25 protein-coding genes are annotated in these 26,977 nt (G+C 68.3%); 13 read left to right on the top strand and 12 right to left on the bottom strand.

The annotated features are described in order from the left end of the window. The 3 genes from AC2YHT_RS20075 to xth all read left to right on the top strand — a co-directional run. Nucleotides 1-1,700, top strand: a 1,700-nt coding sequence (locus AC2YHT_RS20075; protein ID WP_487291657.1) for a DNA translocase FtsK, incomplete at its 5' end; no start/stop codon positions are given. 312 nt (nt 1,701-2,012) lie between these two features. Beyond that, entirely contained in the window at nt 2,013-2,666 is a 654-nt protein-coding gene (locus AC2YHT_RS20070; protein ID WP_487291656.1) for an outer-membrane lipoprotein carrier protein LolA, read from the top strand. A 248-nt stretch (nt 2,667-2,914) separates the two neighbouring features. Next, nucleotides 2,915-3,721 (top strand): exodeoxyribonuclease III, encoded by an 807-nt coding sequence (gene xth / locus AC2YHT_RS20065; protein ID WP_487291655.1) that lies wholly within the window; start codon nt 2,915-2,917, stop codon nt 3,719-3,721. Nucleotides 3,722-3,751: 30 nt separating this feature from the next. Here the strand turns inward: xth and dnaQ are convergent, their stop codons facing one another. From dnaQ to AC2YHT_RS20040, 5 genes are read right to left on the bottom strand one after another with little or no spacing between them, the layout of a single operon-like run. Continuing rightward, entirely contained in the window at nt 3,752-4,474 is a 723-nt protein-coding gene (dnaQ, locus tag AC2YHT_RS20060; RefSeq protein ID WP_487291654.1) for a DNA polymerase III subunit epsilon, read from the bottom strand. A gap of 31 nt (nt 4,475-4,505) precedes the next feature. Next, nucleotides 4,506-5,105, bottom strand: a complete 600-nt coding sequence (gene coaE, locus AC2YHT_RS20055; protein WP_487291653.1) for a dephospho-CoA kinase — start codon at nt 5,103-5,105, stop codon at nt 4,506-4,508. Beyond that, nucleotides 5,102-5,977, bottom strand: coding sequence for a shikimate dehydrogenase (gene aroE, locus AC2YHT_RS20050; protein WP_487291652.1), 876 nt, complete (start codon nt 5,975-5,977; stop codon nt 5,102-5,104). Before aroE ends, coaE begins: the two co-directional genes overlap by 4 nt. Then, entirely contained in the window at nt 5,974-6,573 is a 600-nt protein-coding gene (locus AC2YHT_RS20045; protein WP_487291651.1) for a Maf family protein, read from the bottom strand. The genes aroE and AC2YHT_RS20045 overlap by 4 nt, the downstream gene beginning before the upstream one ends. Beyond that, nucleotides 6,570-7,472: a pyruvate, water dikinase regulatory protein gene (locus AC2YHT_RS20040; protein WP_487291650.1), complete on the bottom strand. Its 903-nt coding sequence runs from the start codon at nt 7,470-7,472 to the stop codon at nt 6,570-6,572. Before AC2YHT_RS20040 ends, AC2YHT_RS20045 begins: the two co-directional genes overlap by 4 nt. Before the next feature lie 446 nt (nt 7,473-7,918). Here AC2YHT_RS20040 and hemE point away from each other — a divergent pair, with 446 nt between their 5' ends. From hemE to rho, 4 genes are all read left to right on the top strand, one after another. Then, nucleotides 7,919-8,947, top strand: a complete 1,029-nt coding sequence (hemE, locus tag AC2YHT_RS20035) for a uroporphyrinogen decarboxylase (protein ID WP_487291649.1) — start codon at nt 7,919-7,921, stop codon at nt 8,945-8,947. Continuing rightward, complete coding sequence (gene hemH, locus AC2YHT_RS20030; protein ID WP_487291648.1) at nt 8,944-9,996, top strand: ferrochelatase; 1,053 nt, start codon at nt 8,944-8,946, stop codon at nt 9,994-9,996. Before hemE ends, hemH begins: the two co-directional genes overlap by 4 nt. Next, nucleotides 9,945-10,457 (top strand): CopD family protein, encoded by a 513-nt coding sequence (locus AC2YHT_RS20025; protein ID WP_487291664.1) that lies wholly within the window; start codon nt 9,945-9,947, stop codon nt 10,455-10,457. Before hemH ends, AC2YHT_RS20025 begins: the two co-directional genes overlap by 52 nt. A gap of 309 nt (nt 10,458-10,766) precedes the next feature. After that, a complete protein-coding gene (rho, locus tag AC2YHT_RS20020; RefSeq protein ID WP_110121134.1) occupies nt 10,767-12,215 on the top strand; it encodes a transcription termination factor Rho in 1,449 nt (482 codons plus the stop codon). Nucleotides 12,216-12,402: 187 nt separating this feature from the next. Here rho and AC2YHT_RS20015 read toward each other — a convergent pair whose 3' ends face one another. Then, nucleotides 12,403-13,368 (bottom strand): quinone oxidoreductase family protein, encoded by a 966-nt coding sequence (locus AC2YHT_RS20015; RefSeq protein WP_487291647.1) that lies wholly within the window; start codon nt 13,366-13,368, stop codon nt 12,403-12,405. After that, entirely contained in the window at nt 13,368-14,063 is a 696-nt protein-coding gene (locus AC2YHT_RS20010; RefSeq protein ID WP_487291646.1) for a dienelactone hydrolase family protein, read from the bottom strand. Before AC2YHT_RS20010 ends, AC2YHT_RS20015 begins: the two co-directional genes overlap by 1 nt. 139 nt (nt 14,064-14,202) lie before the next feature. Here AC2YHT_RS20010 and AC2YHT_RS20005 point away from each other — a divergent pair, with 139 nt between their 5' ends. The 6 genes from AC2YHT_RS20005 to AC2YHT_RS19980 all read left to right on the top strand — a co-directional run bounded on the left by AC2YHT_RS20005 (nt 14,203) and on the right by AC2YHT_RS19980 (nt 20,278). Next, on the top strand, nt 14,203-14,448 hold the full coding sequence (locus AC2YHT_RS20005) for a DUF6489 family protein (protein WP_110121131.1): 246 nt from the start codon (nt 14,203-14,205) through the stop codon (nt 14,446-14,448). 4 nt (nt 14,449-14,452) lie between these two features. Next, complete coding sequence (gene mnmE / locus AC2YHT_RS20000; protein WP_487291645.1) at nt 14,453-15,790, top strand: tRNA uridine-5-carboxymethylaminomethyl(34) synthesis GTPase MnmE; 1,338 nt, start codon at nt 14,453-14,455, stop codon at nt 15,788-15,790. A 180-nt stretch (nt 15,791-15,970) separates the two neighbouring features. Continuing rightward, a complete protein-coding gene (gene mnmG, locus AC2YHT_RS19995; protein WP_487291663.1) occupies nt 15,971-17,842 on the top strand; it encodes a tRNA uridine-5-carboxymethylaminomethyl(34) synthesis enzyme MnmG in 1,872 nt (623 codons plus the stop codon). Then, nucleotides 17,842-18,501, top strand: coding sequence for a 16S rRNA (guanine(527)-N(7))-methyltransferase RsmG (gene rsmG / locus AC2YHT_RS19990; RefSeq protein ID WP_487291644.1), 660 nt, complete (start codon nt 17,842-17,844; stop codon nt 18,499-18,501). Before mnmG ends, rsmG begins: the two co-directional genes overlap by 1 nt. Then, nucleotides 18,485-19,291: a ParA family protein gene (locus AC2YHT_RS19985; protein ID WP_110121127.1), complete on the top strand. Its 807-nt coding sequence runs from the start codon at nt 18,485-18,487 to the stop codon at nt 19,289-19,291. Before rsmG ends, AC2YHT_RS19985 begins: the two co-directional genes overlap by 17 nt. Nucleotides 19,292-19,381: 90 nt before the next feature. Next, nucleotides 19,382-20,278 (top strand): ParB/RepB/Spo0J family partition protein, encoded by an 897-nt coding sequence (locus AC2YHT_RS19980; RefSeq protein WP_487291662.1) that lies wholly within the window; start codon nt 19,382-19,384, stop codon nt 20,276-20,278. Nucleotides 20,279-20,559: 281 nt separating this feature from the next. Here the strand turns inward: AC2YHT_RS19980 and AC2YHT_RS19975 are convergent, their stop codons facing one another. From AC2YHT_RS19975 to AC2YHT_RS19955, 5 genes are all read right to left on the bottom strand, one after another. Beyond that, nucleotides 20,560-21,993 carry a serine hydrolase domain-containing protein gene (locus AC2YHT_RS19975; RefSeq protein ID WP_487291643.1) on the bottom strand — a complete coding sequence of 478 codons (1,434 nt, stop codon included), beginning with the start codon at nt 21,991-21,993 and terminating at the stop codon, nt 20,560-20,562. Between the two features lie 69 nt (nt 21,994-22,062). Continuing rightward, nucleotides 22,063-23,112 carry a DNA polymerase III subunit delta gene (gene holA / locus AC2YHT_RS19970; protein WP_487291661.1) on the bottom strand — a complete coding sequence of 350 codons (1,050 nt, stop codon included), beginning with the start codon at nt 23,110-23,112 and terminating at the stop codon, nt 22,063-22,065. Nucleotides 23,113-23,122: 10 nt separating this feature from the next. Further along, on the bottom strand, nt 23,123-23,617 hold the full coding sequence (lptE, locus tag AC2YHT_RS19965) for an LPS assembly lipoprotein LptE (protein WP_487291642.1): 495 nt from the start codon (nt 23,615-23,617) through the stop codon (nt 23,123-23,125). A 3-nt stretch (nt 23,618-23,620) separates the two neighbouring features. After that, nucleotides 23,621-26,212 (bottom strand): leucine--tRNA ligase, encoded by a 2,592-nt coding sequence (leuS, locus tag AC2YHT_RS19960; RefSeq protein WP_487291660.1) that lies wholly within the window; start codon nt 26,210-26,212, stop codon nt 23,621-23,623. A gap of 147 nt (nt 26,213-26,359) precedes the next feature. Continuing rightward, nucleotides 26,360-26,890: a DUF3576 domain-containing protein gene (locus AC2YHT_RS19955; protein ID WP_487291641.1), complete on the bottom strand. Its 531-nt coding sequence runs from the start codon at nt 26,888-26,890 to the stop codon at nt 26,360-26,362. Nucleotides 26,891-26,977: the final 87 nt, after the last annotated feature.

Genomic DNA, 26,977 nt, shown 5'->3' with positions numbered 1-26,977 from the left:
CCGCCCCGCCCCAGCCCGCGCCCCGCGCCGCCAAGGCCGCTCGCCCGGCCCCGCCGCCGGTGGACGACGAGGACGATTTCGCGCCCAGCTTCGACGCCCGCCCGCTGGCCATCCGCCAGCCCAAGGCCCCGGCCGCGACCAGCAACCGCGAACTGCGCGAACAGCAGAAGACCTTCGACTTCGAAGAGGACGAAGACGGCTTCCAGCTGCCGGAACTGGCCATGCTGGCCAAGTCCAAGCCGCGCTCCTCGGAATTCGACGAAGGCGCCCTGCGCCAGAACGCCCGCCTGCTGGAAAGCGTGCTGGCCGAGTTCGGCGTGAAGGGCCAGATCGACCAGATCCGGCCCGGCCCCGTCGTGACCATGTACGAGCTGGTGCCGGCCCCGGGCGTGAAGACCGCCCGCGTCGTCGCGCTCGCCGACGACATCGCCCGCTCGATGAGCGTGATCTCGTGCCGCGTGGCCGTGGCCCAGGGCCGCAACGCCATCGGCATCGAAATGCCCAATTCGCGTCGCGAGACGGTCTATCTGCGCGACCTGCTGTCGAGCGCCGACTACGACAAGGCCAGCTCGATCCTGCCCATGGCGCTGGGCGAAACCATCGGCGGCGAGCCCTACATCGCCGACCTGGCCAAGATGCCCCACCTGCTGATCGCCGGCACCACCGGCTCGGGCAAGTCGGTCGGCGTCAACGCCATGATCCTGTCGATCCTCTACAAGCTGCCGCCCGAGAAGTGCCGCTTCATCATGATCGACCCGAAGATGCTGGAACTGTCGGTCTATGACGGCATCCCGCACCTGCTGGCCCCGGTCGTGACCGATCCCAAGAAGGCCGTCGTGGCGCTGAAGTGGACCGTCCGCGAGATGGAGGACCGCTATCGCCGGATGTCCAAGATCGGCGTGCGCAACATCGGCGGCTACAACGAGAAGGCCAACGAAGCCCTCGAAAAGGGCGAGCACTTCGAGCGGACCGTGCAGACGGGCTTCGACGACGCCGGCCGCCCGATCTACGAGACCGAGCAGATCCGCCCCGAGGCCATGCCCTATCTGGTCGTGGTCATCGACGAGGTCGCCGACCTGATGATGGTCGCCGGCAAGGACATCGAAGGCGCCGTCCAGCGCCTGGCCCAGATGGCCCGCGCCGCCGGCATCCACCTGATCATGGCCACCCAGCGCCCGTCGGTCGACGTCATCACCGGCACCATCAAGGCCAACTTCCCGACCCGGATCAGCTTCCAGGTCACCTCCAAGATCGACGCCCGCACCATCCTGGGCGAGCAGGGCGCCGAGCAGCTGCTGGGCCAGGGCGACATGCTCTACATGGCCGGCGGCGGCCGCATCACCCGCCTGCACGGTCCGTTCGTGTCGGACGGCGAGGTCGAGGCCGTGGCCAAGTTCCTGCGCGACCAGGGCATCCCCCAGTACCTGGAGGAAGTCACCGCCGGCGGCGACGAGGAGCAGGAAGAGGCCATCGAGGGCGCCTTCGCCGGCGAGGGCGGGGCCAACGACCTCTACGACCACGCCGTGGCCGTGGTCACCCGCGACCGCAAGGCCTCGACCAGCTACATCCAGCGCCGCCTGCAGATCGGCTACAACCGCGCCGCTTCGTTGATGGAGCGGATGGAGAAGGAAGGCGTCGTCGGCGCCGCCAACCACGCCGGCAAGCGCGAGATCCTGGCGCCCCCGCCACCGGCTCTTTGACCCCTCTCCCCTTGTGGGAGAGGGTGGCCTCGCGGAGCGAGGTCGGGTGAGGGGTCTCTCAGACCTCAAAGCCGCGTGCAGCGGTCAGGCCGGGCGGGGCGTCTCAAGTCTGAGAGACCCCTCATCCGTCGGCCTTCGGCCGCCACCTTCTCCCGCAACGGGAGAAGGATCAGAACGAAACCTTCACCGTCCCGCCGACGTTCTCCCCAGCCCCAACCTGAACGGCCCTTCATCGCAGCGCCGGAAAACGGCCGCGCCATGGCCTTTCCCGCGACGCGCGCACAGGGCAAAGGTGGAGTTGAAGGAGTTCGCATGACCCAGACGACCGATCAGAACCGTCGATCCCTGCTCGCCGCCGGCGGCGCGGGCCTGCTGGCCGCCGTGATCGGCGCGCCCGCTTTCGCCCAGACGCTGTCGGACGAAGACAAGGCGCTGATCGCCAAGGCCACCGCCTATATCCAGGGCCTGTCCAACGCCAAGGGCCGCTTCGTGCAGACCGATCCGCGCGGCGTGACCACCCAGGGCACCCTGTGGCTGCAACGTCCCGGGAAGGCGCGGTTCGAATATGACGGTCCTGGCGGCCTGCTGGTGGTCAGCAACGGCAGCAACGTCAACATCTTCGACAGCCGGCTGAAGACCTTCGAGAGCTATCCGCTCAGCCGCACGCCGCTGGCCCTGCTGCTGGCGCGCGAGGTGCGTCTGGATCGCGGCGTGAATATCACCGGCGTGCGCAAGCTGGCCGACGGCTTCACGATCGTCGCCCAGGACGCCCGCCGCCAGACCCTGGGTCGGCTGGAGATGAACTTCAGCAACGAACCCGAACTGATCGGCTGGACCATCAGCGATGTGAAGGGCGGCCAGACCCGCGTGCGCCTGTCGGGCCTGGATAAGGTCGGCGCGATCGACTCGAAGTTGTTCGTCCTGACCGATCCTCGCCGCAGGGTGGGTAAGGGGCCGACCGGATAGGCTTTGGACCGGCCGAGTTTGTGACATTCTCACAACATGCAAGTATGAAGCGCTTTTTCCCTTGAACTAAAAATTTCGACGTGGCACTTTTACCACGCATGGCGATGAGCGCCCGACCCGCTCTTCGCAAACCGTGCCGGATCTATCCCCTCCCGGCGGCGGCATGAGAGACCTGACTTTCGCCCGGACGCCTCGTGCGTCCGGGCGTTTTTCTTTGTGGTCCGCCCACGGCGAGGGTAGGGAGCGGCATGCGCCTCCGTATCGCCACCTGGAACGTCAATTCCGTCCGCCTGCGCGCCGAACAGGCCGCCCGCTTCGTCGATGAAGCCGCGCCCGATGTCCTGTGCATGCAGGAGATCAAGTGCCAGGAGGGCGAGTTCCCGCGCGAGGCCTTCGAGGCCATGGGCCTGCCGCACCTGAAGATAGCCGGCCAGAAGGGCTGGCACGGGGTGGCCATCGCCTCGCGCCTGCCGATCGAGGACGTCCCGACCCTGATGAACTGCCGCGAGGGTCATGCCCGCTGCGTGGCGGTGAAGGTGGCCGGGGTCGAGATCCAGAACTTCTACATCCCGGCCGGCGGCGACCTGCCCGACCGGGTCGCCAACCCGAAGTTCGACCACAAGCTCGATTTCTACGAGACCCTGACGGCCGCCCTGAAGAAGCGCGATCCCAAGGCGCCGCTGATCGTCACCGGCGACCTGAACATCGCGCCGGGCGAAAACGACGTCTGGAGCCACCGCCAGATGCTGAAGGTGGTCAGCCATACCCCGGCCGAACTCGAGGCCTTCGACGCCTTCATCAAGTCGATGGACCTGCTGGACCTGCCGCGCCTGGCGACGCCCGAGCCGGAAAAGCTGTTTTCCTGGTGGAGCTACCGCGCCGCCGACTTCCGCAAGTCCAACCGCGGCCTGCGCCTGGACCACATCCTGGCCAGCCCCGGCCTGCGCGAGGCGGCGATCGTCGACGGCAAGGTCTCCTCGCGCGTCCACGACAACGTCCGCGAATGGGAACGCCCGAGCGACCACGCGCCGGTGACGGCGGATTTGAAGGTCTAACCCTCTCCCTATGGGAGAGGTTGAGTTAAGTTACTCGGAGGCCGGCGCCAGTTCCGGCAGGTCGAACTTCAGCCAGACGGCCTTGTCCTTCAGGGTCGACTTGACCCAGTCGGCGTGCACCGCGCGTTCCGCATCGGTCGAGCGGAAGGGCAGGGGGCGCGGGCGGGCGCCGTAGCCGCCGGCGCGGGCGGCGCTGACGGCGTTCACCGCCACGGCGTGGGTCAGTTCGAGCGCGCGCTCCTTGCCGCCCTGCAGTTCGAGATAGACCTCGGCCAGCAGGTGGGAGTCGATCAGCGCCCCGTGCTTGTCGCGGCTGTCGAGGCTGATCTTGAAGCGTTTGCAGAGCGCGTCGAGCGAGTTGTACATGCCCGGGAAGCGCTTCTTGGCCATGGCCAGGGTGTCGACCCAGCGCTCTTCGGGCAGCGGCGCGCGGCCGCACTTCTCCAGCTCGAAATTGACGAAGCTGCGGTCGAACGAGGCGTTGTGGGCCACGACGACGCTGTCACCGACGAATTCCAGGAACTTGTCGGCGATCTCGTGGAACTTCGGCTTGCCGGTCAGGAAGGCGGCCGACAGGCCGTGCACCTTCTCGGCCTCGGCCGGCATGTCGCGCAGCGGATCACAATATTCGTGGAACGAGCGGCCAGTGGGCATGAAGTCCACCACCTCGATGCAGCCGATTTCGACCAGGCGGTCGCCCGTCTTCGGATCGAAGCCGGTGGTTTCGGTGTCGAGGATGATTTCCCGGGCCATGGCCTTTCAATGGGCCGGTTCGAGTCGCGCATCAAGCGTGGGCGGAGGTTCTCAACAGGGTCAGGATGTCGCGCACCTGGTCCTCGGCGGCCTCCAGGCCCCGGCCCGTATCGATGACGAAGTCAGCGCGGGTGCGCTTTTCGGCGTCGGGCAGCTGGCGGGCCAGGATCGCCTCGAACTTCTCCGCCGTCATGCCGGGCCGGGCCAGCACCCGCTCGCGCTGGATATCGGCGGGCGCGCTGACCACCACCACCTTGTGGACGTTCTTCTGACCGCCGGTCTCGTAGAGCAGCGGCACGTCGAGCACGACGATCCCATGCCCGTCGGCCTGCGCCTTCTCGAAAAAGCCGATGCGATGGGCGCCGACCAGCGGGTGGACGATGGCCTCCAGCTTCTCCAGCGCCTCGGGATCGCCGACGACCTGAGCGCTGAGCCGCGCCCGGTCGATCGCGCCGTCCACGACAACGCCGGGAAACGCCGCCTCGACCGGCCCTACGGCCGCGCCGCCGACCGAATAGAGCGCATGCACGGCGGCGTCGGAGTCGTAGACCGGCGCGCCCTGGGTCTCGAACATCTTGGCCGTGGTCGACTTGCCCATGCCGATGGAGCCGGTGAGGCCGAGGATGATCACTTCGCTGAGATCCCCAGATGCGCCAGGGCGATGGCGCGCACGTCCACTTGCGCCGGCGGCGCCTGGCCGAAGAAGGCCTCGAACGACGGCACGGCCTGCAGCAGCAGCATTTCCAGGCCGTCCACGGTCGCGCGGCCGGCGGCCTGCGCGCGTTGCAGAAACTCGGTGCGCAGCGGCTTGTAGACCATGTCCATCACCACGCAGCCTTGCGGCGTCAGCGACAGATCGGCCGCCGGACCTTCGCCGCCGCCCAGGCCCAGCGAGGTGGCGTTGATCACCAGGCCGGCGTCGGCCAGCAGGGCGGGGAGGGCGTCCTCGCCGGCGGCCGTGACCTTGTCCCCAAGCGCGTCGGCGACGGCCTGGGCCTTGGCGAGCGTGCGGTTGACGATGCGGACGGCGGGCGCGCCGGCCAGCAGCAGGGCGGCGGCCGCGCCCCGCGCCGCGCCGCCGGCCCCGAGGATCACGACGGGCGAAGCGGTCACGTCAAAGTCCGGCGCCTGGGCGGCGATGGCGCCCAGCAGACCCGGGCCGTCGGTGTTGTCGGCGAAGATCGTGCCATCGTCGCGGAAGCGCAGCAGGTTGGCGGCGCCGGCCAGGCGGGCGAGATCACTGGCCTCGTCGGCGCAGGCCAGGGCCCGCTCCTTGAAGGGAATGGTGACGTTGAGGCCCCGGATCACACCGCCGCGAAAGCCGTTCACGAAGGCCTCGAACCGATCCTCGGCCGGGCCCATCGGCACATAGGCGCCGTCGATCCCAGCCGCCGCCAGCCAGGCGTTGTGAAGGATCGGGCTCATCGAATGGACGATCGGCTGGCCGCAGACGCCGGCCACCAGCGCCGCGCCCGTGATCGCCTGCCCGTGTTGAGAACTCATGCCTGGAGGGCTCCGTGCAGGCGCAGGAAGTCGAGCAGGCCGGTCATCGGCAGCCCGAGGATGGTGAAATAGTCGCCGTCGACGCGGTCGAACATCTGCAGGCCTTCGCCCTCCAGCATGTAGCAGCCGACCGATGAGAGGATCTGCTCGCCGTTGCGCTCCAGATAGCCGTCGAGCCAGGCGTCGCTGAACGGACGCACCGACAGCTTCGCCGTCTCGACCACGCGCCAGATCGGCCGGCCATCGCGGGCGACGACGACGCCGGAATGCAGCTTGTGAACCTCGCCGCGCAGCTCCAGCAGGCGCGCGCGGGCTTCTTCCACCGTGCCGACCTTGTCGAACAGCCGGCCCTTCAGCTCAAGCGTCTGGTCCGAACCGATCACCAGGCCCGGCCGCTTGCCCGAGACCTTGACCGCCTTCATCTCGGCCAGGGCGTCGGCGATGTCGCGCGGGGAGACCTCCTCGGCCAGCAGGCCGGCCTTGGCGGCGTCTTCGTCCACGCCGGCGGCGAGCGCCTCGAACGGCACGCCGGCGTTCTTGAGGATCGTCTGGCGCGTCCAGCTGGTGGAGGCGAGCGTAATAGGGGTCGCACTCATCCCAGCACCTCGACCTGGCCGCGACCGCCCGACAGCAGGTTGATGATCGCCGCCGCGGTTTCTTCCACCGACCGGCGGGTGACGTCGATGATCGGCCAGCCGTTGCGCTCGAACAGACGCCGGGCGGCGATGATCTCGGCCCGCACGCTGTCGGTGTCGATATAATCGCTCTCTCTATTCTCCTTGAGGGAGAGCAGGCGGTTGCGACGGATCTGGATCAGCCGTTCGGGGCTGGTCATCAGACCGACGATCAGGGTGTTCTTCAACTCGAACAGCTGGTCGGGCGGCGGACGGCCCGGCACCAGAGGCACATTGGCCGCGCGCACGCCGCGATGGGCCAGATAGATGCAGGTCGGGGTCTTCGACGTGCGCGACACGCCCACCAGAATGACGTCGGCCTGGGTCAGATCCTGGCCGCCCTGGCCGTCGTCGTGGGCGATAGCGTAGTCCAGGGCCTCGATGCGGTCGAAATAGTCGTTGTTCAGCGCGTGCTGCGCGCCCACGCGCGTGGAGATCTTGGCCCCCAGATAGCGCGACATGGCGCTGACCACCGGATCCAGCGCGGCGATGCACGGCATTTCGAGCTTGCGGCAGCCTTCTTCCAGGGCCGCGCGCAGGTTCGGGTCGATGATGGTGTGCATGACCACGCCCGGCGCGCCGGCGATCTCGTCGAGGGCGCGATCCAGCTGACGCGTGGAACGAACCAGCGCGTAGATGTGTTCGATGGGCAGGATGTCGGTGAAACGGGCGCAAACCGCGCGCGCCATGGCGTTGAGCGTCTCGCCCGTGGAGTCCGACACCAGGTGGATGTGGAAGTAGGTGGCGAACCGCGCGGTGTGGCGATCGGTCTCAGCCGAGGCGCCTTCCTGTGGATCGTCCGTTAAAGATTGCTTTACCACTCTGGGCGCCCTCTGGGGACAAGCGGGCGCCAAATACGCCCTGCCGCGGCCACGCGCCGCGCCCCTGTGATAAACGGCCTCATTGACGCCGGACAATCCCCAGCTTGAACCTGCCCTTCAGGACATGTGCCTGAGCGTTCGTCCACGCCTGTGGAAACTCCTAACAGATGGTTAATTTCGCTTTTACCAGCATCTGGGTTCCTTAGGGATTCCAGGGCCCTGGCGGCTTGTCCACGGAGTTCACAAGGTATGACCCCCATGTGGACCAAGCTTGGGCATACCGAGTAGGGCCTGTTGGACTCCTCCACACGGGCGGACTTATCCCCGTGTTGCACTTGCCCTCCTCCTTCCTCCTACCTTTCTAAGAATCTTATTTTTAAGAAGAATAAGAGGGTACGGGGTCTCCCGGACTTGAGTGGGAAGGCTCGCCGGGATTTAACGCCGGTATGACGAGCGCCCCGATCCCGAAGTTTCTCTCCGTGCTGGCTGGCGAGACCGCCGAGCGTCCCCCGGTCTGGTTCATGCGTCAGGCGGGACGGTACCTTCCCGAGTACCGCGCCGTGCGCGCGACGACCCCGGATTTCATCAGCTTCTGCCTGAACCCCGAAAAGGCGGCCGAGGTGACGCTGCAGCCGCTGCGTCGTTTTCCGTATGACGCGGCCATCGTCTTCGCCGACATCCTGCTGATCCCCGGCGCTCTCGGCCAGAAGGTCTGGTTCGAGGCCGGCGAGGGTCCCAAGCTCGGTGAGCTGCCGGATCTCGACGCCATGGCCGACAAGGTGGGCCAGGCGGGTGAAGCCCTGAAGGCCGTCGGCGAAACGCTGTCGCGGGTTCGCGCCGACATCGATCCGTCCAAGGCCCTGATCGGTTTCGCCGGCGCGCCGTGGACGGTGGCCACCTACATGATCGAAGGCGGCTCCAGCGATCGCTCGGGCGCGCGGACCTTCGCCTACCAGCACGCCGACAAGCTGGACCGGCTGATCCAGATCCTGGTCGACGCGACGGTGGACTATCTGGCCATGCAGGCCGCTTCCGGCGCCCAGGCGCTGAAGCTGTTCGAGAGCTGGGCTGAAGGCCTCTCAGAGCCGCTGTTCGAGCGTCTGGTGACCCGGCCCCACATCGCTATCGTCGAGGGCCTGCGCGCCCGCGGCGTGACCGTGCCGCTCATCGGCTTCCCCCGCGGGGCCGGAACGCTCGTAGAAGCCTACGCGCAGGCCGTGCCGGTGGAGGCGGTGGCGCTCGATACCTCGGCCTCGGCGAAGCTGGGTCAGACGATCCAGAAGACCAAGACCATCCAGGGCGCCCTCGATCCGCTGCTGCTGCGGGCCGGCGGGGCGGCGCTGGACGAACGCGTCGACCAGATGCTCGCGCAGTGGGGACAGGGCCCCTATATCTTCAACCTGGGTCACGGCATTCTGCCCGATACGCCGATCGCTCATGTCGAGCAGGTGCTGAAGCGGGTGACCGGCCAGTGAGCCAGCAGAAGAACGGTCGCAAGATCGCCGTCGTCCTGTTCAACCTGGGCGGACCCGATCGTCAGGAGGCCGTGCGGCCGTTCCTGTTCAACCTGTTCCGTGATCCGGCGATCATCCAGGCGCCGTTCTTCGTCCGCTATCCGGTGGCGACCCTGATCTCGACCACCCGGGCCAAGTCGGCGCGCGCCAACTACGCCCTGATGGGCGGCGGCTCGCCCCTGCTGCCGGAAACGCAGAAGCAGGCGGCGGCGCTCGAGGCGGTGCTGGCCCAGCGGTTGCCGGGCGATACGGTCAAGACCTTCATCGCCATGCGCTACTGGGATCCGCTGACCGGCGAGACGGCCAAGGCCGTGAAGGCCTTCGGCCCCGACGAGGTGGTGCTGCTGCCGCTCTATCCGCAGTACTCGACCACGACGACGGCCTCGTCGCTGAAAGCGTGGAACCGCGCTTATCGCAAAGGCCCAGGTCGGACGACGACCGTGTGCTGCTATCCCACGGCCGAAGGGTTCGTGCAGGCGCACGCGGATCTGATCCGCCAGGACTACCTCAAAGCCGGTTCGCCCAAGCCGGCGCGCATCCTGTTCTCGGCCCATGGTCTGCCCGAGAAGGTGATCATCGCCGGCGATCCCTACCAGCGCCAGGTCGAGGCCACGGCCGCGGCCGTTGTCGCCAAGCTGGGCGATATCCTGGGCGAGGGCGTCGACTGGAAGATCAGCTACCAGAGCCGGGTCGGCCCGCTGAAGTGGATCGGTCCGTCGACGGACGACGAGGTCAAGGCGGCCGCGCAGGCCGGCCTGGCCCTGGTCGTCGCGCCGATCGCCTTCGTCTCCGAGCATATCGAGACCCTGGTCGAGCTCGACGTCGAATATCGCGAGCTGGCCTACGAGCACGGGGGCTCGATCTATGTCCGCCCGCCGGCCCTGGGCGTGACGCCGGCGTTCATCGATTGTTTGGGGACTCTGGTCACGGAAGCCCTCGCCGATCCGTCGTCGCTGATCTGCGAAGACGACCAACCCTGCCCCAAAGTCCATTCGGGAGCCGCCGCGTGACCGACTTCCTGGTCGAGCATTTCAACCTGATCCGCGGCCTGCACATCCTGGCCGTGATCGCCTGGATGGCGGGGATGCTCTACCTGCCGCGCCTCTACGTCTACCACACCGGCGCCACGCTCGGTTCGGAGATGGACGCGACCTTCAAGGTCATGGAGCGCCGGTTGCTGCGCGGGATCATCAATCCGGCGATGGTCGCCGCCCTGGTCTTCGGCCTTGGCCTGATCATGGCCGACGGCGCCATTCGCGGCTGGGACTTTCTGCTGAAGCCCTGGATGCTGGCCAAGCTGGCCGGGGTGTTCTTCCTGTTCGGCTGGCACGGCTTTCTGTCGAAGGCCCGCCGCCAGTTCGAGGCCGGCCAGAACACCCGCTCGGAAAAGTTCTGGCGCGCGACCAACGAGCTGCCCTTCGTGGCGGCGATCGTCATCGTGCTGTCGGTGACGACCAAGTACCTGAACTAGCGGGAAGGGGGCCTGGCCCCCGCATTCTCCCACCTTCATCCTCAGGCGGGATGACGAGCGCCCACAGGACTGCTCCGGTAGCGCTTGACCCCGGGGCCGCCTTGTGGTTCCCGTCTTGGTCAGACGTTGCGGTCATACCGCAGCGTTCCCGCCTTTCACGGATCGCGCCCGTCCTGGTGCGCCTCATGATCCGTTCCCCTGATCGATCCGCGCCGTCGTCAATGGCGCGACCCCATCGCCGCTTCCACGTGGAGCCGGCTGAATTTCTACCCAAGCCCGGATCGTATCCGGGCCACCGTGAGTCCATGCATGTCTGAAGACACCGACCCGCAAGTCCCCGCCGAGCTGGAAACCTCGCTCGACACCGTCGAAACGACGGAAGACGCCGCGATCGACACCACTGCTGAAGCCTCCGCCGACAACGCCGCCGAAGGCGACGCCGGCGACGAGGACGACAACGCCGAAATCACCGCGGCCATCGCCGCCATGGGCCTGACGCGCATGTCGCTGCAGGAACTGAAGGAAAAGTCCCCGGCCGACCTGCTGGCGTTCGCCGAGACCTTCGAGGTCGAGAACGCCAACTCCATGCGCAAGCAGGACATGATGTTCGCCATCCTGAAGACCCTCGCCGAAGAAGGCGTGGAGATCTTCGGTTCGGGCACCATGGAAGTGGTCCAGGACGGCTTCGGCTTCCTGCGCTCGCCGGAAGCCAACTACCTGCCGGGTCCGGACGACATCTACGTTTCGCCCTCGCAGATCCGCAAGTTCGGCCTGCGCACCGGCGACAGCGTCGAGGGCGCGATCCGTTCGCCGCGCGAAGGCGAGCGTTATTTTGCCCTGACCAGCGTCTCGAAGATCAACTTCGAAAGCCCCGAGAACGTGCGCCACAAGGTGCACTTCGACAACCTGACGCCGCTCTATCCCGAAGAGCGCCTGAACATGGAGCTGCCCGATCCGACCATCAAGGATCGCTCGGGCCGCGTCATCGACATCGTCGCCCCGCTCGGCAAGGGCCAGCGCTGCCTGATCGTCGCCCCGCCGCGCGTGGGTAAGACGGTGATGCTGCAGAACATCGCCAAGTCGATCGAGACCAACCACCCCGAGTGCTATCTGATCGTCCTGCTGATCGACGAGCGCCCGGAAGAAGTCACCGACATGCAGCGCACGGTGAAGGGCGAGGTCATCGCCTCGACCTTCGACGAGCCGGCCACGCGCCACGTGCAGGTCGCCGAGATGGTCATCGAGAAGGCCAAGCGCCTGGTCGAGCACAAGCGCGACGTCGTCATCCTGCTGGACTCGGTCACGCGCCTCGGCCGCGCCTACAACACCGTGGTGCCGTCGTCGGGCAAGGTCCTGACTGGTGGTGTCGACGCCAACGCCCTGCAGCGCCCCAAGCGCTTCTTCGGCGCCGCGCGCAACGTGGAAGAGGGCGGCTCGCTGTCGATCATCGCCACGGCCCTGATCGACACCGGCAGCCGGATGGACGAAGTCATCTTCGAAGAGTTCAAGGGCACCGGTAACTCGGAAATCGTCCTCGACCGCAAGGTGGCCGACAAGCGCATCTTCCCGGCCATCGACGTGCTCAAGTCGGGCACCCGCAAGGAAGAGCTCATCACCCCGCGCGACCAGCTGCAGAAGACCTACGTGCTGCGCCGGATCCTCAATCCGATGGGCGCTTCGGACGCCATCGAGTTCCTGCTCGAGAAGCTGCGCCAGTCGAAGACGAACGGCGATTTCTTCCAGAGCATGAATACTTAAGCTTGGTGTTTCACGTGAAACACGAGAAAGGCCCCGGAGCGATCCGGGGCTTTTTTTGTTGGTCGGTGGGGTTGGTGAACCCCCTCAGTCGCTCCGCGACAGCTCCCCCAGAGGGGGAGCATCTGCGGCGTAGATCCTCCCCCTCTGGGGGAGGTGGCCCGGAGGGCCGGAGGGGGTTTCCCCGGGCCTAGGGCACCAACACCGTCGCCCCCGTCGTCTTCCGTCCCTCCAGCGCCTCATGCGCCTGCCGCGCCTCCGCCAGCGGGAACCGCTGACCGATCTCGATCTTCACCGCGCCCGAGGCCAGCACCTCGAACAGGGCCGCGGCGCTCGCGTCGAGCTCCTCGGTCGTGACGATGTAGTCGAACAGGCGAGGGCGGGTGATACAGGCCGACTTGGCGCCCAGCTCCAGCGGGGCGAACGGCGGCACGGGTCCCGAGGCGTTGCCATAGGTCACCAGCACGCCTCGACGGCCCAGGCTCTTCAGGCTGCCCTGGAAGGTGTCCTTGCCGACGCCGTCATAGACGACCGGCACGCCGGCCCCGCCGGTGATCTCGGCCACCCGGGCGGCGACGTCCTCGTGGTCGTAGAGGATCACGTGGTCGGCGCCGAGGTCGCGGACGATCTGGGCCTTGGCCTCCGAGCCGACCGTGGCGATGACGCTGGCGCCCAGGGCCTTGGCCCACTGCACCAGGATCTGGCCGACCCCGCCGGCGGCGGCGTGGATCAGCAGGGTCTGGCCGGCCTTCACGGGGAAGCAGCGACGGACCAGGAACTCGGCCGTCATGCCCTTCAGCAGCACAGCGGCGGCGACCTCCAGCTCGACGCCTTCCGGAACCTTCACCGCCCGGTCGGCCGGCACGATCGACGCTTCAGCATAGGCGCCCATGGTGCCGTTGTAGGCGACGCGATCGCCGACGGCGAAGCGGGTCACGCCCTCACCAATGGCTTCCACGTGGCCCGCGGCCTCCAGGCCGAGCACCTGCGGGTACTTCAGCGGGTAGAGGCCGGAGCGGTGATAGGTGTCGATGAAGTTCAGACCGACGGCCGCGTGGCGGACGAGGATCTGGCCGGGACCGGGGGAGGGCAGGTCGCGCTCGACGACCTCCAGCACTTCGGGGCCGCCGGCGGCCTTGGCTTCGACGGCCAGCATCAGGCGAGGGTCTTCTTGAAGAAGGCCAGGCTGCGGCCGTTGGCGAGGGACGCATCGGCGGCGTCATAGTGCTCACCACCTTCACGCGCGAAAGCGTGGTCGCGGCCGGCATAGGTATGAAGCGTGATCTGCGGGTGGTCCTTCAGGGCCGCGAAGATCACCTGCTGGGCTTCCTTGGGCACGAACTTGTCTTCCTCGGCCACGTGCAGCAGCAGCGGCTTTTCCAGCTTCTCGGCCTCGCCGACGTGCTTCTCCAGGCCGACGCCGTAATAGGAGACGCTGGCGTCCGCGTCGGTGCGGGTGGCGGTCAGAAAGGCCAGCAGGCCGCCCAGGCAGTAGCCGACCGCGCCGACCTTGCCCGACGACTGCGGGCGGATGGCGTCGATGGTCGCGTCGATGTCGGCGACCCCGGCGTCCACGTCGAACGCGTTGAACAGTTCGAAGGCCTTCTTCCACTCGGCCTCGGACTTGTCGGTGATGTCGATGCCGGGCTCGATCCGCCAGAAGAGGTCGGGACAGACGGCCAGGAAGCCCTCGCCGGCCAGCTTGTCGCAGATGTCGCGCATCACCTGGTTGACGCCGAAGATCTCCTGGATGACGACGATGGCCGGCGGCGCGGCGTCACCCGTGGCGGGGCGGGCCACATAGGCCGTGAAGTCGCCGTCGGGCGTGGTGATCGTGAGGGTCTCGCTCATTGGGCTTTCTCCGTACTCAAGGCCACCATGGGGGCCACCCTTGGGCCGTCGATTGGGACTTTCGACCGAAGCGCTCTAACCTGTGGCGAGCAGGGTGCGACGTCACAATCTCGTGGCCCGCCGCCAGGGAACCTTTTCGATGAAGATGACGATCGAGATCGACTGCACCCCGGTCGAGGCGCGGGCCTTTCTGGGCCTGCCGGACGTGAGCCCGCTGAACGAACATCTCGTCAAGGAGATGCAGGCGCGCATGGACTCCAACATGGCGATGCTGGCGCCTGAGGAATTGCTGAAGAACTGGATGGCGTTCGGCGCCGGCGCGCAGGACAGCTTCCGCAAGCTGATGACGGCCGCGGCCGGAGCGGCGGTCGGCAAGCGCGACTGATCTGATGGTCGATACGATCTACGCGCCGGCCACCGCGGCCGGTCGCGCCGCCGTGGCGGTGATCCGCGTCTCCGGTCCCGCCAGCAGCGACGCCGTACGGGCCCTCGCGGGAAACCTGCCCAAGCCGCGTCAGGCGGCCCTGCGCACCCTCCGCCATGACGGCGTGGCGCTCGATGACGCCCTGGTGCTGTGGTTCCAGGGGCCGGCCAGCTACACCGGCGAGGACGCCGCGGAGTTTCACGTGCATGGCGGCCGGGCGGTCGTCGAGGCGCTGCTGGCCGCGCTGTCGGCCCTGGGCCTGCGCTTGGCCGAACCCGGCGAGTTCACCCGGCGCGCCTTCCAGCACGGCAAGCTCGACCTGGCCCAGGCCGAGGCCGTGGGCGACCTGATCGACGCCGAGACCGAAGGCCAGCGCAAGCAGGCGCTGGGTCAGCTAGGCGGCGCCTTGGGCCGCCGCTACGACGCCTGGCGGGATCTTCTGGTCCAGGCGCTGGCCATGCTGGAGGCCGCCGTCGACTTTCCCGACGAGGAATTGCCCGAGGACGTGGCGGCCCGCGCGCGGCCCGGGCTGGAGACTTTGAAGTTCGAGATCGACGCCGCTTTGGCTGATGTCGCACGTGGGCGGCGGGTGCGGGACGGCTTCCGCATCGCCCTGGTCGGCGCGCCCAATGCCGGCAAGAGTACGCTACTGAACGCCCTGGCCGAGCGCGACGCCGCCATCGTCACGGCGACCCCGGGCACCACGCGGGACGTCATCGAGGTTCCCTTGGTGTTGGGCGGCTACAAGGCCTTGCTGGCCGATACGGCCGGTATCCGCGAGACCTCCGACGACATCGAGGCCGAGGGCGTGCGCCGGGCGCGGGCCTGGGCCGAAGACGCCGATCTGCGTCTGTGGGTCGTGGACGCGGCGGAGTTTCACGTGAAACATTCCGAACACCACGCAATAATCCGTAGCGGCGACTGGATGGTGGTCAACAAGACCGATCTGGTAGAGCCGGGCGTCGTGGCGGCCATACGCGCCGAGGCCGAGGCGCTGGGGTTGCACGTGGCGGCGCTGTCGGCACGGGAGGAGGGGGCCGATCCCATCCGCGCCGTTCTGACCGATCACGTGGTCGAGGCGCTGTCCGGCGCGGAGTTCCCGGCGGCCACCCGGATCCGTCACGCGGAACGTCTGGGCGAGGCGAGGGCCTATCTGGAGCGCGCCTTGGCCGAAACCGACGACGTGGAACTGGCTGCGGAGGACGTTCGTCTCGCCGCCCGGGCGCTTTCCCGGATCACCGGCCGGATCGACCCGGAAGACGTGCTTGACCGTGTCTTTTCAAGCTTCTGCATTGGGAAGTGAATGTTTCACGTGGAACACCGCCTTGAACGGTCCACAGGCTGACCACAGATACGCACACGGCGTTTCACGTGAAACGCGCCGGTCTCGACTCGCCCACAGGGCGGCTTGCGGCTATAAGTCTGGACACGCCCCCGCCGCGACGGGGGCGTTCCGCATTGAGGCGCTTCTCCCTTGTCCACTATCTCGCCCCCCAATGGCCAACAGGCCTGGGACGTCATCGTCGTCGGCGGCGGTCATGCCGGCTGCGAAGCCGCGGCCGCGGCCGCGCGCACCGGCGCGCGCACCCTGCTGCTGACCCACAAACGTGAAACCGTCGGCGAGATGTCGTGCAACCCGGCCATCGGCGGCCTCGGCAAGGGCCACCTGGTTCGCGAGATCGACGCCCTGGACGGCCTGATGGGCCGCATGGCCGACAAGGCCGGCATCCAGTATCGGATGCTGAACCGCTCCAAGGGCCCTGCCGTGCGCGGCCCGCGCTCGCAGATCGACCGCAAGCTCTATCGCGAGGCCATGCAGGCCGAGCTGTTCGCCTATCCGAACCTCGACGTGATCGCCGCCGCGGCCGAAGACCTGATCGTCGAGGACGGCCACGTGGCCGGCGCCGTGGACGGGGAGGGGAGCGTCTATCGCGCCCCCAAGGTGGTGCTGACCACCGGCACCTTCCTCAAGGGCCTGATCCACCAAGGCGAGACCCGCATCCCGGCCGGCCGCGTGGGCGACCAGCCGTCCATCGGCCTATCCGACCGCCTCTATGGCCTCGGCTTCGACATGGGCCGCCTGAAGACCGGCACGCCCGCCCGTCTCGACGGCAAGACCATCGCCTGGGACCGCCTGGAGATGCAGGCGGCCGACGAAGAGCCCGTGCCGTTCTCCTTCCTCAACGACCGTATCGACGTGCCGCAGATCCGCTGCGGCATCACCTATACGACCGAGGAAACCCACAAGATCATCGCCGATCGTTTGGGCGAGTCCGCCGTCTATGGCGGCCGCGCCACGGGGATCGGCCCGCGCTATTGCCCGTCGATCGAGGACAAGGTCGTCCGCTTCGCCGACAAGACCAGCCACCAGGTGTTCCTGGAGCCGGAGGGCCTGGACGACGACACCGTCTATCCGAACGGCGTCTCGACCTCGGTCTCGGCCGAAACCCAGCTGCTCTTCCTGCGCACCATTCCCGGTCTCGAGGCCGTGGAGGTGATCCGCTACGGCTATGCGATCGAATACGACTATGTCGACCCGCGCGAGCTCTACGCCACGCTGGAGACCAAGCGCCTGCCGGGCCTCTATCTGGCCGGCCAGATCAACGGCACCACGGGCTATGAAGAGGCCGGGGCGCAGGGCCTGGTCGCCGGCATGAACGCCGCGCTGTCGGCGCTGGGCCGCGAGCCGGCCGTCTTCGCGCGCGACGAGGCCTATATCGGCGTGATGATCGACGACCTGGTCACACGTGGCGTGACCGAGCCCTACCGCATGTTCACCAGCCGGGCCGAGTTCCGCCTGACCCTGCGCGCCGACAACGCCGACCAGCGCCTGACCGGGCGCGGCGTCGAACTGGGCGTCGTCGGCGAGGCCCGCGCCGCCGCCTGGGAGGCCAAGGCCGCCGAACTGGCCGCCGTTCGCGCCCGCGCCCGGGCGCTGAACATGACACCCGCCGAGGCCGTGAAGGCCGGCTTCAAGGTCAATGCCGACGGCCAGCGCCGCGACGTCCTGGCCATGCTGGCCTATCCCGACGTCGGCCTCGACGACCTGGTCCGCGTCTGGCCGGAGATCGCCGACTGGAGCCCGATGGCCCGCGAGCAGATCGAGATCGAGGCGGCCTATGCCGGCTATCTCGACCGCCAGCGCGCCGACGCCGAATCCCTGCGCAAGGACGAGGACCTGCGCCTGCCGGCCGACCTCGACTACCGCGATATCGGCAGCCTCTCGAACGAGGTGCGCGAGAAGCTGATCCGGGTGAAGCCCCTGACCCTGGGCCAGGCCGCCCGCATCGAGGGGGTGACCCCCGGCGCGCTGACGGCCCTGCTGGCCCACGTTCGTCGGGGTCGCGCCGCCTGATGGCCGTATCCGAATTCGTCATCGAGACGCTCGACCCGGTCGACGCCCCGGCCTTCCAGAGGCTGACGGGCGCGACCGACGTCCAGATCGCGGATCTCGCCCGCTATCGCGAGCTGCTGGCCGAGTGGAACGCGGTGATGAACCTGGTCGGCCCGGCCTCGATGGCCGCCTATTGGAACCGTCACGCCTGGGACAGCGCCCAGCTGCTGACCTTCGCCCCCCAGGCCAAGGTCTGGGCCGACCTGGGGGCCGGCGCCGGCCTGCCCGGCGTGGTGCTGGCCATCCTGCTGAAGGACGTTCCGGGGGCCAAGGTCCACCTCGTCGAGAGCATGGCCAAGCGCTGCCGCTTCCTCGAGGCCGTTTCCCGCGAACTCGACCTGCCGGTCGAGATCCACAACGCTCGCGCCGAGAGCCTGGACCTGAAGGTCCAGGTGGTCACGGCCCGGGCCTGCGCGCCGATGCCGCGCCTGCTGGAATTCGCCCAACCCTATTTCAAGCGCGGCGCGGTCGCCTGGCTCCTGAAGGGCCAGGAGGTCGCCGCCGAGATCGCCGAAGCCGAGAAGACCTGGAAGTTCGAGTCGGACGTGCGGAGCTCCAAGAGCGATCCGCGCGGCCATGTCGTGCAAATCAAGGGGCTGAGCCGTGTCCGCAAAGTCTGAGCTGAGAGTCCTGGCCGTCGCCAACCAGAAGGGCGGGGTGGGCAAGACCACCACGGCCATCAACCTGGGCACCGCCCTGGCGGCCTGCGGCGAGCGCGTGCTGCTGATCGACGCCGACCCGCAGGGCAACTGCTCGACGGGCCTGGGGATCGGTCGCCTGCAGCGCAAGAAGACGCTGTACGACGTGCTGATGGGCGAGGCGCCGGTGATCGAGGCCGCCGTCCAGACCTCGCTGCCGGGCCTGGACGTGATCCCGGCCGACGCCGACCTGTCGGGCGTCGAGCTGGAGCTGGGCCAGGTGGCCCGCCGTTCCTACCGCCTGCGCGACGCTCTGGAGCCGCTGCGCGCCAACGGCCCCTACACCTATGTGCTGATCGACTGCCCGCCGTCGCTGAACGTGCTGACGGTCAACGCCATGACCGCGGCTGACGCCGTGTTCGTGCCGCTGCAGTGCGAGTTCTTCGCCCTGGAGGGCCTGACCCAGCTGATCCGCACCATCGAGCGCGTCCGGGGCAGCCTCAATCCGCGCCTGGAGATCCAGGGCGTGGTGCTGACCATGTACGATCGCCGCAACAGCCTGTCTGAACAGGTGGCCAAGGATGTCCGGGATCACTTCGGCGACAAGGTCTATGACGCGGTCATACCGCGCAACGTCCGGGTGTCGGAGGCGCCGTCGTTCGGCAAGCCGGTGCTGCTGTACGACCTCAAATGCGCCGGATCGCAGGCCTATCTGCGTCTGGCCCGCGAGGTCATCAGCCGCGAGAAGGACCGTCAGGCCCAGGCGGCCTGATCCACAGGGTGAAGACGACCTGAGGATACGGGTCGAAGTCGTTATCGAATTTGAAGTTTCCAGGAGACGGTCGTGGTCGGTGAAGCGGGGATGTCGGAAGGCCGTCGGGGTCTGGGTCGCGGTCTGTCGGCGCTGCTGGGCGAGGTCGATGCGGCCCCTGCACAGGCGCCGGGCGACAATACCGGCGGCTCGCGCGAGGCGCCGATCGAGCTGCTGAAGCGTAATCCCGATCAGCCCCGCCGGACCTTCCGCGAGGATGACCTGGTAGAACTGGCCAACTCGATCGCCGAGAAGGGCGTGCTGCAGCCGATCCTGGTGCGGCCGGCGCCGGGCGCTCCGGGCGAGTACCAGATCGTCGCCGGCGAGCGTCGCTGGCGCGCCGCCCAGCGGGCTGGCCTCAAGACCGTACCGATCATCGTGCGCGAGCTCGACGACCTGGCCGTGCTCGAGATTGGCATCATCGAGAACGTCCAGCGCTCGGACCTCAACATCCTCGAAGAGGCGCTGAGCTACCGCGTGCTGATGGACAAGTTCGGCCGCACCCAGGACGCGATCGCCCAGACCATCGGCAAGAGCCGCAGCCACGTGGCCAACACCCTGCGCCTGCTGGCCCTGCCGGAAGCCGTGCAACAGCACCTGGTTACCGGGGCCCTGACGGCCGGCCACGCCCGCGCCATCGCCACGGCGGCCGATCCCGGCGCCCTGGCCCAACAGGTCATCGACGGCGGCCTGTCGGTGCGCGAGACCGAGGCCCTGGCCCGTGTCGCCCAGACCGGCGATGCGACCCCGCGCGCCAAGGCCGGCGGCGCGCCCAAGGCGCCGCGCGCCAAGGACACCGACACCCAGGCCCTGGAAGCCGACCTGTCGTCGGTGCTCGGCCTCGACGTCGAGATCGACCATCGCGGCGGCGCCGGTTCGCTGATCGTCCGCTACGCGACGCTCGAGCAGCTGGACGACCTCTGCAACCGCCTGACCCGGGGCGCCTGAAATAGGGCGTCTCGAGGGTCTTCTGTCGCGCACGGAAGAAGGCGCGGCCGTATACCGGGCCGCGCCGTTCGCCACAGGCGAGGGCAGGGCGGCGCTGATTTCGCGCTAAGGCCTTGCTCAGCAAGGCGAAAGCCGGATCCGACCGCATAAATCGGTCGTCCGTCCCGCGATGATTTTCCACAAGACTGGCGATTGGTTGCGCTCAAAGGCTTTGCCTTGAAGGCCGAATCTCTATCTCGGCCTCTTCGCCGTGCGGGGGCTTGTGTGCGGGGGCACGCATCTTAAGGTTCGAACAGGGCGAACGACGCGATCGCGCCGTCGGGTGCGATCCGCAGGACGCCGATCATCGTCACGTCCGTCCAGGTCAACCGATAGAGGCTCGCGCGCAGGCCGCCGATCTCGTCGCTGCGCAGCTGGACGATCGCCGCCGGCGGGCCGAGCGATTTCAGGCTCGCGCGGTAGTCATCAAGCACGGCGCCGGAGAGATAGGCCGAGAGATCGGGGCGCAGCCGCCCACGGTCGAGATCGCCGTCGGCGAGCTGGATGAGCAGCGCGCGGAACCGGGTGAGCGCCTCGGGGTCGGCGACAGGCGCCGCCGGCAGGGGACGCGGCGTTTCTGCGACGGTGATCTCGCGCGACCGCAGCAGCAGGCGCTCCAGCGCGTCGGCGACGCCGCCGACGGCGTGGCCGAAGTCGGCGTTTGACAGCACCACGACCGCCGCCGCCTCGTCCGGATAGACCCGGTTCTCGGCGGTGAAGCCATAGGCCGCGCCGTCGTGGCGAACCCGGTGATGGCCCTCGACCACATCAACATAGACGCCCAGGCCGTAGCCTGTGTCGGAGCCGTCCGTCAGGCGGGCGGTATCGCGTTGGACCGTCCAGGCGCCGGCCGAGAGCAGGCGGCCGTCGAGCATGGCGACATCCCAGCGCGCCAGGTCGGAGGCGGTCATGGCCAGACCGCCGGCTCCGAAGGTCCAGCCTGGACCCGCCTGGGGCGCGACGCGAGGCGGCTGGGTGGCGGTGCGCGTATAGCCTCGGGCGTCGGAGGCGGCGAGGGGACGCCGGTCGGTCGGTGCGGCGCTGGTCATGTTCAGGGGCGCGAAGATCTCGTCCGCGAGCAGATCGGCCAAGGACCGGCCGGAGGCCTGCTCGACGACCAGGCCGGCGACCGCATAGCCGGTGTTGCTGTAGTCCCAGCGCGTACCGGGCGGGAAGTCGAGCGGCGCACGGCCCCAGCGCCGGGCGATGTCGATCGGGGCGATCGGCCGCTCGCTCTCGGCCGGCAGAAAATCGAGCATGAAGTAGCTGTTGTAGCCGGCCGTGTGGTTGAGAGCCTGGCGCAGCGTGATCGTCTCGCCGCCGGAGAGGCCTGGGAGGCGGGCCGAGATCTTGTCGTCGAGCGCCAGCGCGCCCTTGTCGGCCAAACGCAGCGCAATGGCGGCGGTGAACTGCTTGGAGACCGAGCCGATGTCGTAGCGGGCGTCGACGTCGGCGGCCTGTGGCGGGTCGAGCGTCCGCAGCCCGTAGGCCTTGGCGAAGGCCAGCTGGCCTTCGCCAAGGCCTACGGCGATCGACAGCGAGGGGGTGACGCCGTCCGCCAGGGCCTTGGCGGCTATGGCGTCGACCTGGGCGATCTCGCCGGCGGTCAGCGACTGGGCTAAGGCGGGCGGCGCGCCAAGCCAAAACAGACTGGCCGCCAGCAAGACGCCGCGCATGATGCTTCCCCCGCCCGATCCCAGCGAGAAGCCAATCAGTTTACCGACGTAAGATCAACCTTGCGCCGCTCAGAGCCCCAGCCGACGTGCGCGGCCGGCGATCTGCAGGGCCAGGCGTTCGGCGATCAGCTGGTCGGGCGAGCCGGAGGTCTTGCAGGCCTTGTCGGCGGTCAGGATGTCCTGCTGCACGGTCAGAAGGTGCTCCAGCGTCCAGGCGCGGGCCTGGCGCAGGAATTCCCGCTCGGTCTTCCAGAACACGCCCGAGGCCTTGGCGGCGGCTCCCAGGTCCACGCCGTTTTTGTGCAGGGTCAGGGTGCGGCGCAGACGGCCCAGATAGTAGCCCATGGCCCGTACGGCCGCGGGGCCGCCTTCACCCTCCTGGGCGGCGCGGCGCAGGCCAGCCTGGGCGGGACCGATGCGGCCGCCGAAGGCGTCGGCGGCGGCGTCGCTCAGCGAAGCCTCGGGCTCGACGCCGAGAAAGTCGGTCAGGTCGGCCGGGGTGGCCAACACGCCGCTGTTGGGGCCGAGATACAGCGCCAGCCGCTCGATCTCGGCGCGGGCCACGCCGCGCTCCTTGGGCAAGCGGTTGACGAACAGGTCCAGCGCCTCGCCGTTGAGGCTGACGCCGTCCCTCGACAGCGCGTCGCGGGTCAGGCGCGCCATGTCGCCGACCTCGTCCTCGTAGCAGGGGATGACGTAGCAGCCGTTGGCCTTCTCACCCGTCTTGCGCAGGGCGGAGTCGCGGCCCAGGGCCCCGGCCTCGACCAGGAAGAAGGCCTCCGGGTTCAGGCGGCCCTCGACATGGGCGGTGAGGGCCTCGGCGGCCTGCTTGTCGGGTCCGGCCTTCTCGCCCATCAGGCGCAGGCGTACGAGCCGTTTGCCGCCCATCATCGACAGGGCGGCCAGCTCGTCTTCCAGACGGCCCGGCTGGCTGTCGAGGTCGCCCTCGGTCAGCAGAGCGGTGTCGAAGGGATCGTCGGGCCGCTCGACCACCTTGTGAGCGAGCTGGGTGGCGCGGTCGCGCACGACGCCGCGATCCTTGCCGTAGATGACGACGGCCCGGACGTCGGGGGTCGGATCCTTCAGGAACCGCTCGACGTCCTGCCGCTTGGAAAGAATGGCCACGAGGTCAGGCGGGCGCCTTGCCGGCCAGCCAGGCGGCGAGGTCCAGCTGGATCTTGCGCGCCACCTCGGCGGCGGCTCGTTCCTGGCCGTCCTGCTGGGCGGCGATGGCCGCATAGGGCTGGTCGGCGGAATCGTAGGTCACCACGGCGATCGTCTGGCCCTTGCGGACCTCCGAGCCGGTCGTGGCGTCGACCAGCTTCCAGTCGACCTTCATGTTGAGCTCGTAGCGGTTGGCCACGTTGTCCACGCGCACGCCGCGAGCATAGCGGTTTTCCTTCACCGTATAGCTCAGGCGGTGCGAGGGCAGGACGCTGGGGTTGCGCGCCAGGGCGTCTTCCAGCTGCTCGCGCAGCAGGTAGCCGGCGCGGCCCTCAGCGGCCACCACCTCGATCGCGCCGAGCCCGCCGGTGACCCCGTGCTGGGCGTAGAGCGGGGTGAAACCGCAGGCCGACAGAGCCAGGGTCGAGAGGAGGGCGGCGGCCGCCAGGAGACGCTTCATGGATCAGTTCGCCACGATGTTGACGATGCGGTCTTTGACCACGATCACCTTGCGGACCGTGACCCCCTCAAGGTGGGCCATGACGCCCGGATCCGCCAGAGCGATTTTCTGCACCTCGTCGTCCGGGGCGCCGGCCTTGACCTTGATCTCGCCGCGGCGCTTGCCGTTGATCTGGATCGGCAGCACGCGCTCGTCGTCGGCGGCCAGGGCCGGATCGGCCTTGGGCCAGGCGGCATCGACCACCATGCCCTCGCGACCCAGACGCACCCAGGCTTCTTCGGCCAGGTGAGGGGTGAACGGGGCGACCAGGCGGGCCAGGATGTCCAGGGCCTCGGCGCGGGCCGCCAGCACGGCTTCCGAAGCCCCTTCCGCCGGAGCGGCCTTCAGGGCGTTCAGGAACTCGTACAGGCGCGCCACGCCGCTGTTGAAGCGGAAGCCCTCGATGCTGTCGGTGACGAAGCCGATCAGCTTGTGGGCCGCCTTGCGCAGGGCCAGGGCCGTCTCGTCGGCCTCGTCATGAGCGAAGTCGCCGGTCGGCTGGCTGTCGAACTCGTTCCACAGGCGGTGGGTGAAGCGCCAGGAGCCCTCCACGCCGCTGTTGGTCCACTGCACGTCGCGCTCGGGCGGGCTGTCGCTCATCACGAACAGGCGCGCGGCGTCGACGCCGTAGGCCTCGAAGATGTCTTCCGGAGCGACGACGTTCTTCTTCGACTTCGACATCTTCTCGATGTCGCCGATGAGGATTGGCGCGCCGGTCTTGGCGTGCTTGGCGGTGCGGCTGTTACCCTCGGCCGTGATCACCACGTCCGACGGCTCGACCCACTCGCCAGCCGCGTTCTTGTAGGCCTCGTGGGTGACCATGCCCTGGGTGAACAGGCCCGCGAACGGCTCATCGACCGACAGCAGACCCTCGTCCTTCAGCGCCTTGGTGATGAAGCGGGCGTACAGCAGGTGCAGCACGGCGTGCTCGACGCCGCCGATATACTGGTCCACCGGCATCCAGTGGTCGGCGCAGGCCTTGTCGATCGGCTCGGCGGCGGTTGGGTCGGTGAAGCGGGCGAAGTACCAGCTGCTGTCGACGAAGGTGTCCAGCGTGTCGGTTTCGCGCTCGGCCGGGGCGCCGCACGACGGGCAATTGACGTGCTTCCAGGTCGGGTGCCGCACCAGCGGGTTGCCCGGCTTGTTGGGGTCGAAGGTGACGTCCTCGGGCAGCACCACCGGCAGCTGGTCTTCCGGCACCGACACCGGGCCGCAGGCCTCGCAGTGGATGACCGGGATCGGGCAGCCCCAGTAGCGCTGGCGCGAGACGCCCCAGTCGCGCAGGCGGTAGACGGTCGCGCCCTGGCCCTGGCCGGTGGTCTCGATGCGGGCCACCGCCTCGGCCTTGGCGGCCTCGACGTCCATCCCGTCCAGGAACTCCGAGTTGAAGATCTTGCCGGGGCCGACATAGGCCTCCTTGCCGACCGTGAACTCAGCCGGATCCGCGCCCGCCGGCAGCACCACGGGCTTCACCGGCAGGTCGTACTTGCGGGCGAAGTCCAGGTCGCGCTGGTCGTGGGCCGGGCAGGCGAAGATCGCGCCGGTGCCGTAGTCCATCAGGATGAAGTTGGCGATCCAGACGGGCAGGGTGATCGACGGGTCCAGCGGGTGCTTCACGCGCAGGCCGGTGTCGCGACCCAGCTTCTCGGCGCCTTCGATGTCGGCCTCGGAGGTGCCGCCCTTGCGGCACTCTGCGATGAAGGCCTGCAGGTCGGGGTTCTCGACCGCCAGCTGCTCGGCCAGCGGGTGCTCGGGGGCGATGCCCACGAAGCTGGCGCCGAACAGGGTGTCGGGACGGGTGGTGTAGACCTCCAGCCCCTCGGCCAGGCCGTCGGGCGCTTCGCCGTCAAACTGGAACTTGAACCGCAGCCCCTTGGACCGGCCGATCCAGTTCTCCTGCATGATGCGGACCTTCTCGGGCCAGCGATCCAGGGTCTTCAGCCCGTCGATCAGGGCGTCGGCGTAGTCGGTGATGCGCAGGAACCACTGGGTCAGCTTGCGCTTCTCCACGGTCGCGCCCGAGCGCCAGCCCTTGCCGTCGATGACCTGCTCGTTGGCCAGCACGGTCATGTCGACCGGGTCCCAGTTGACCGAGGCTTCCTTGCGATAGACCAGGCCGCGCTTCAGCAGGCGCAGGAACCAGGCCTGCTGCTTGCCGTAATATTCCGGGTCGCAGGTGGCGAACTCGCGCGACCAGTCGACCGACAGGCCCAGGGCCTTCAGCTGCTCGCGCATGGCGGCGATGTTGTCGTAGGTCCAGCCCTTGGGGTGGACGCCGCGCTCCATGGCGGCGTTCTCGGCCGGCATGCCGAAGGCGTCCCAGCCCATCGGGTGCAGCACGTTGAAGCCCTGGGCGCGCTTGTAGCGGGCCACGACGTCGCCCATGGCGTAGTTGCGCACGTGGCCCATGTGGATGCGCCCCGACGGATAGGGGAACATCTCGAGCACGTAGTATTTCGGCCGCGCATCCGGGGTGATCGGCGTCAGGAACGTCTCGGCTTGCGCCCAGCGTTCACGCCACTTCGGCTCGGTGTCTTTGGGATTGTAGCGGGCCATGGAAACCAAAAGAGCTTGCGTCATACGCGCCGGGCGCGGTCCGCAATGGTCATAAGCGGTTTCGCGGTCCGGGCGCGCCTAAATATGCGAACGGGAGCCCCTTGTCGCCAGGGAGCTCCCGAAAGGCGTGCGAAGGACGAGAGGTCCTTAGTTCTTGATGTTCGAGAGGCGAAGCTGGCGCGCGCGCGTCAGAATGGCGTTCTCGATGTCGGTCGCGGTCTGGTCCGCGGCCGCCGTGTCGACCCAGGCGCCTGAAGCGTCCTTGGCCTGCTTGAAGATGGTCACGTTCAGACCGTCGGCGCGCAGGCGGGTGTCGAGGATGTAGACGGTCGCCTTGAACCGCTCTTCCGGCTTTTCCGGGTTCACGTACCAGTCGGTGACGATCACGCCGCCGTACGGGTCGGCCGAGGCCAGCGGCATGAACGCCAGGGTGTCCAGCGACGCGCGCCACAGGAAGCCGTTGACGCCGATCGAGCCTTCGCTCGTGGCGGCCTTGGGCGCGCTCTTCTTGAAGAGGCCGAAGGGCTGGAAGCCCGGCTCTTCGCTCTGGGTCGTGAAGGTCTTGGGCGGCTTGTTGCTGCTGCAAGCGCCAACGCCGAGAACCGACAGCGCCAGAACGCCAGCGGCGACGCCGCGCAACACCGACCCACGCTCAAACGCCATAGTACCTTGCTCCAAATGTCTGCCGGCGCGTGCGCGCAGCCCAGGCGCGCCCCCGCAGCCGGAACGGCTCTATAGCATGGCCGCGCCGCGTCAAAACAGGAA

Source organism: Caulobacter sp. SRI_008, from assembly GCF_057586355.1.
This window is presented reverse-complemented; position numbering and strand designations above follow the sequence as displayed.

Bases quoted from the DNA above. Each gene is read 5' to 3' on its own strand.
- xth (WP_487291655.1), top strand. From the start codon at position 2,915: ATGCGCCTCCGTATCGCCACCTGGAACGTCAATTCCGTCCGCCTGCGC.
- AC2YHT_RS19980 (WP_487291662.1), top strand. From the start codon at position 19,382: ATGTCGGAAGGCCGTCGGGGTCTGGGTCGCGGTCTGTCGGCGCTGCTG.
- lptE (WP_487291642.1), bottom strand. From the start codon at position 23,617: ATGAAGCGTCTCCTGGCGGCCGCCGCCCTCCTCTCGACCCTGGCTCTG.
- dnaQ (WP_487291654.1), bottom strand. From the start codon at position 4,474: ATGGCCCGGGAAATCATCCTCGACACCGAAACCACCGGCTTCGATCCG.
- leuS (WP_487291660.1), bottom strand. From the start codon at position 26,212: ATGGCCCGCTACAATCCCAAAGACACCGAGCCGAAGTGGCGTGAACGC.
- AC2YHT_RS20005 (WP_110121131.1), top strand. From the start codon at position 14,203: ATGAAGATGACGATCGAGATCGACTGCACCCCGGTCGAGGCGCGGGCC.
- AC2YHT_RS19975 (WP_487291643.1), bottom strand. From the start codon at position 21,993: ATGCGCGGCGTCTTGCTGGCGGCCAGTCTGTTTTGGCTTGGCGCGCCG.
- aroE (WP_487291652.1), bottom strand. From the start codon at position 5,977: ATGAGTTCTCAACACGGGCAGGCGATCACGGGCGCGGCGCTGGTGGCC.
- hemE (WP_487291649.1), top strand. From the start codon at position 7,919: ATGACGAGCGCCCCGATCCCGAAGTTTCTCTCCGTGCTGGCTGGCGAG.
- AC2YHT_RS20045 (WP_487291651.1), bottom strand. From the start codon at position 6,573: ATGAGTGCGACCCCTATTACGCTCGCCTCCACCAGCTGGACGCGCCAG.
- AC2YHT_RS20070 (WP_487291656.1), top strand. From the start codon at position 2,013: ATGACCCAGACGACCGATCAGAACCGTCGATCCCTGCTCGCCGCCGGC.
- rho (WP_110121134.1), top strand. From the start codon at position 10,767: ATGTCTGAAGACACCGACCCGCAAGTCCCCGCCGAGCTGGAAACCTCG.
- mnmE (WP_487291645.1), top strand. From the start codon at position 14,453: ATGGTCGATACGATCTACGCGCCGGCCACCGCGGCCGGTCGCGCCGCC.
- AC2YHT_RS20010 (WP_487291646.1), bottom strand. From the start codon at position 14,063: ATGAGCGAGACCCTCACGATCACCACGCCCGACGGCGACTTCACGGCC.
- AC2YHT_RS20015 (WP_487291647.1), bottom strand. From the start codon at position 13,368: ATGCTGGCCGTCGAAGCCAAGGCCGCCGGCGGCCCCGAAGTGCTGGAG.
- rsmG (WP_487291644.1), top strand. From the start codon at position 17,842: ATGGCCGTATCCGAATTCGTCATCGAGACGCTCGACCCGGTCGACGCC.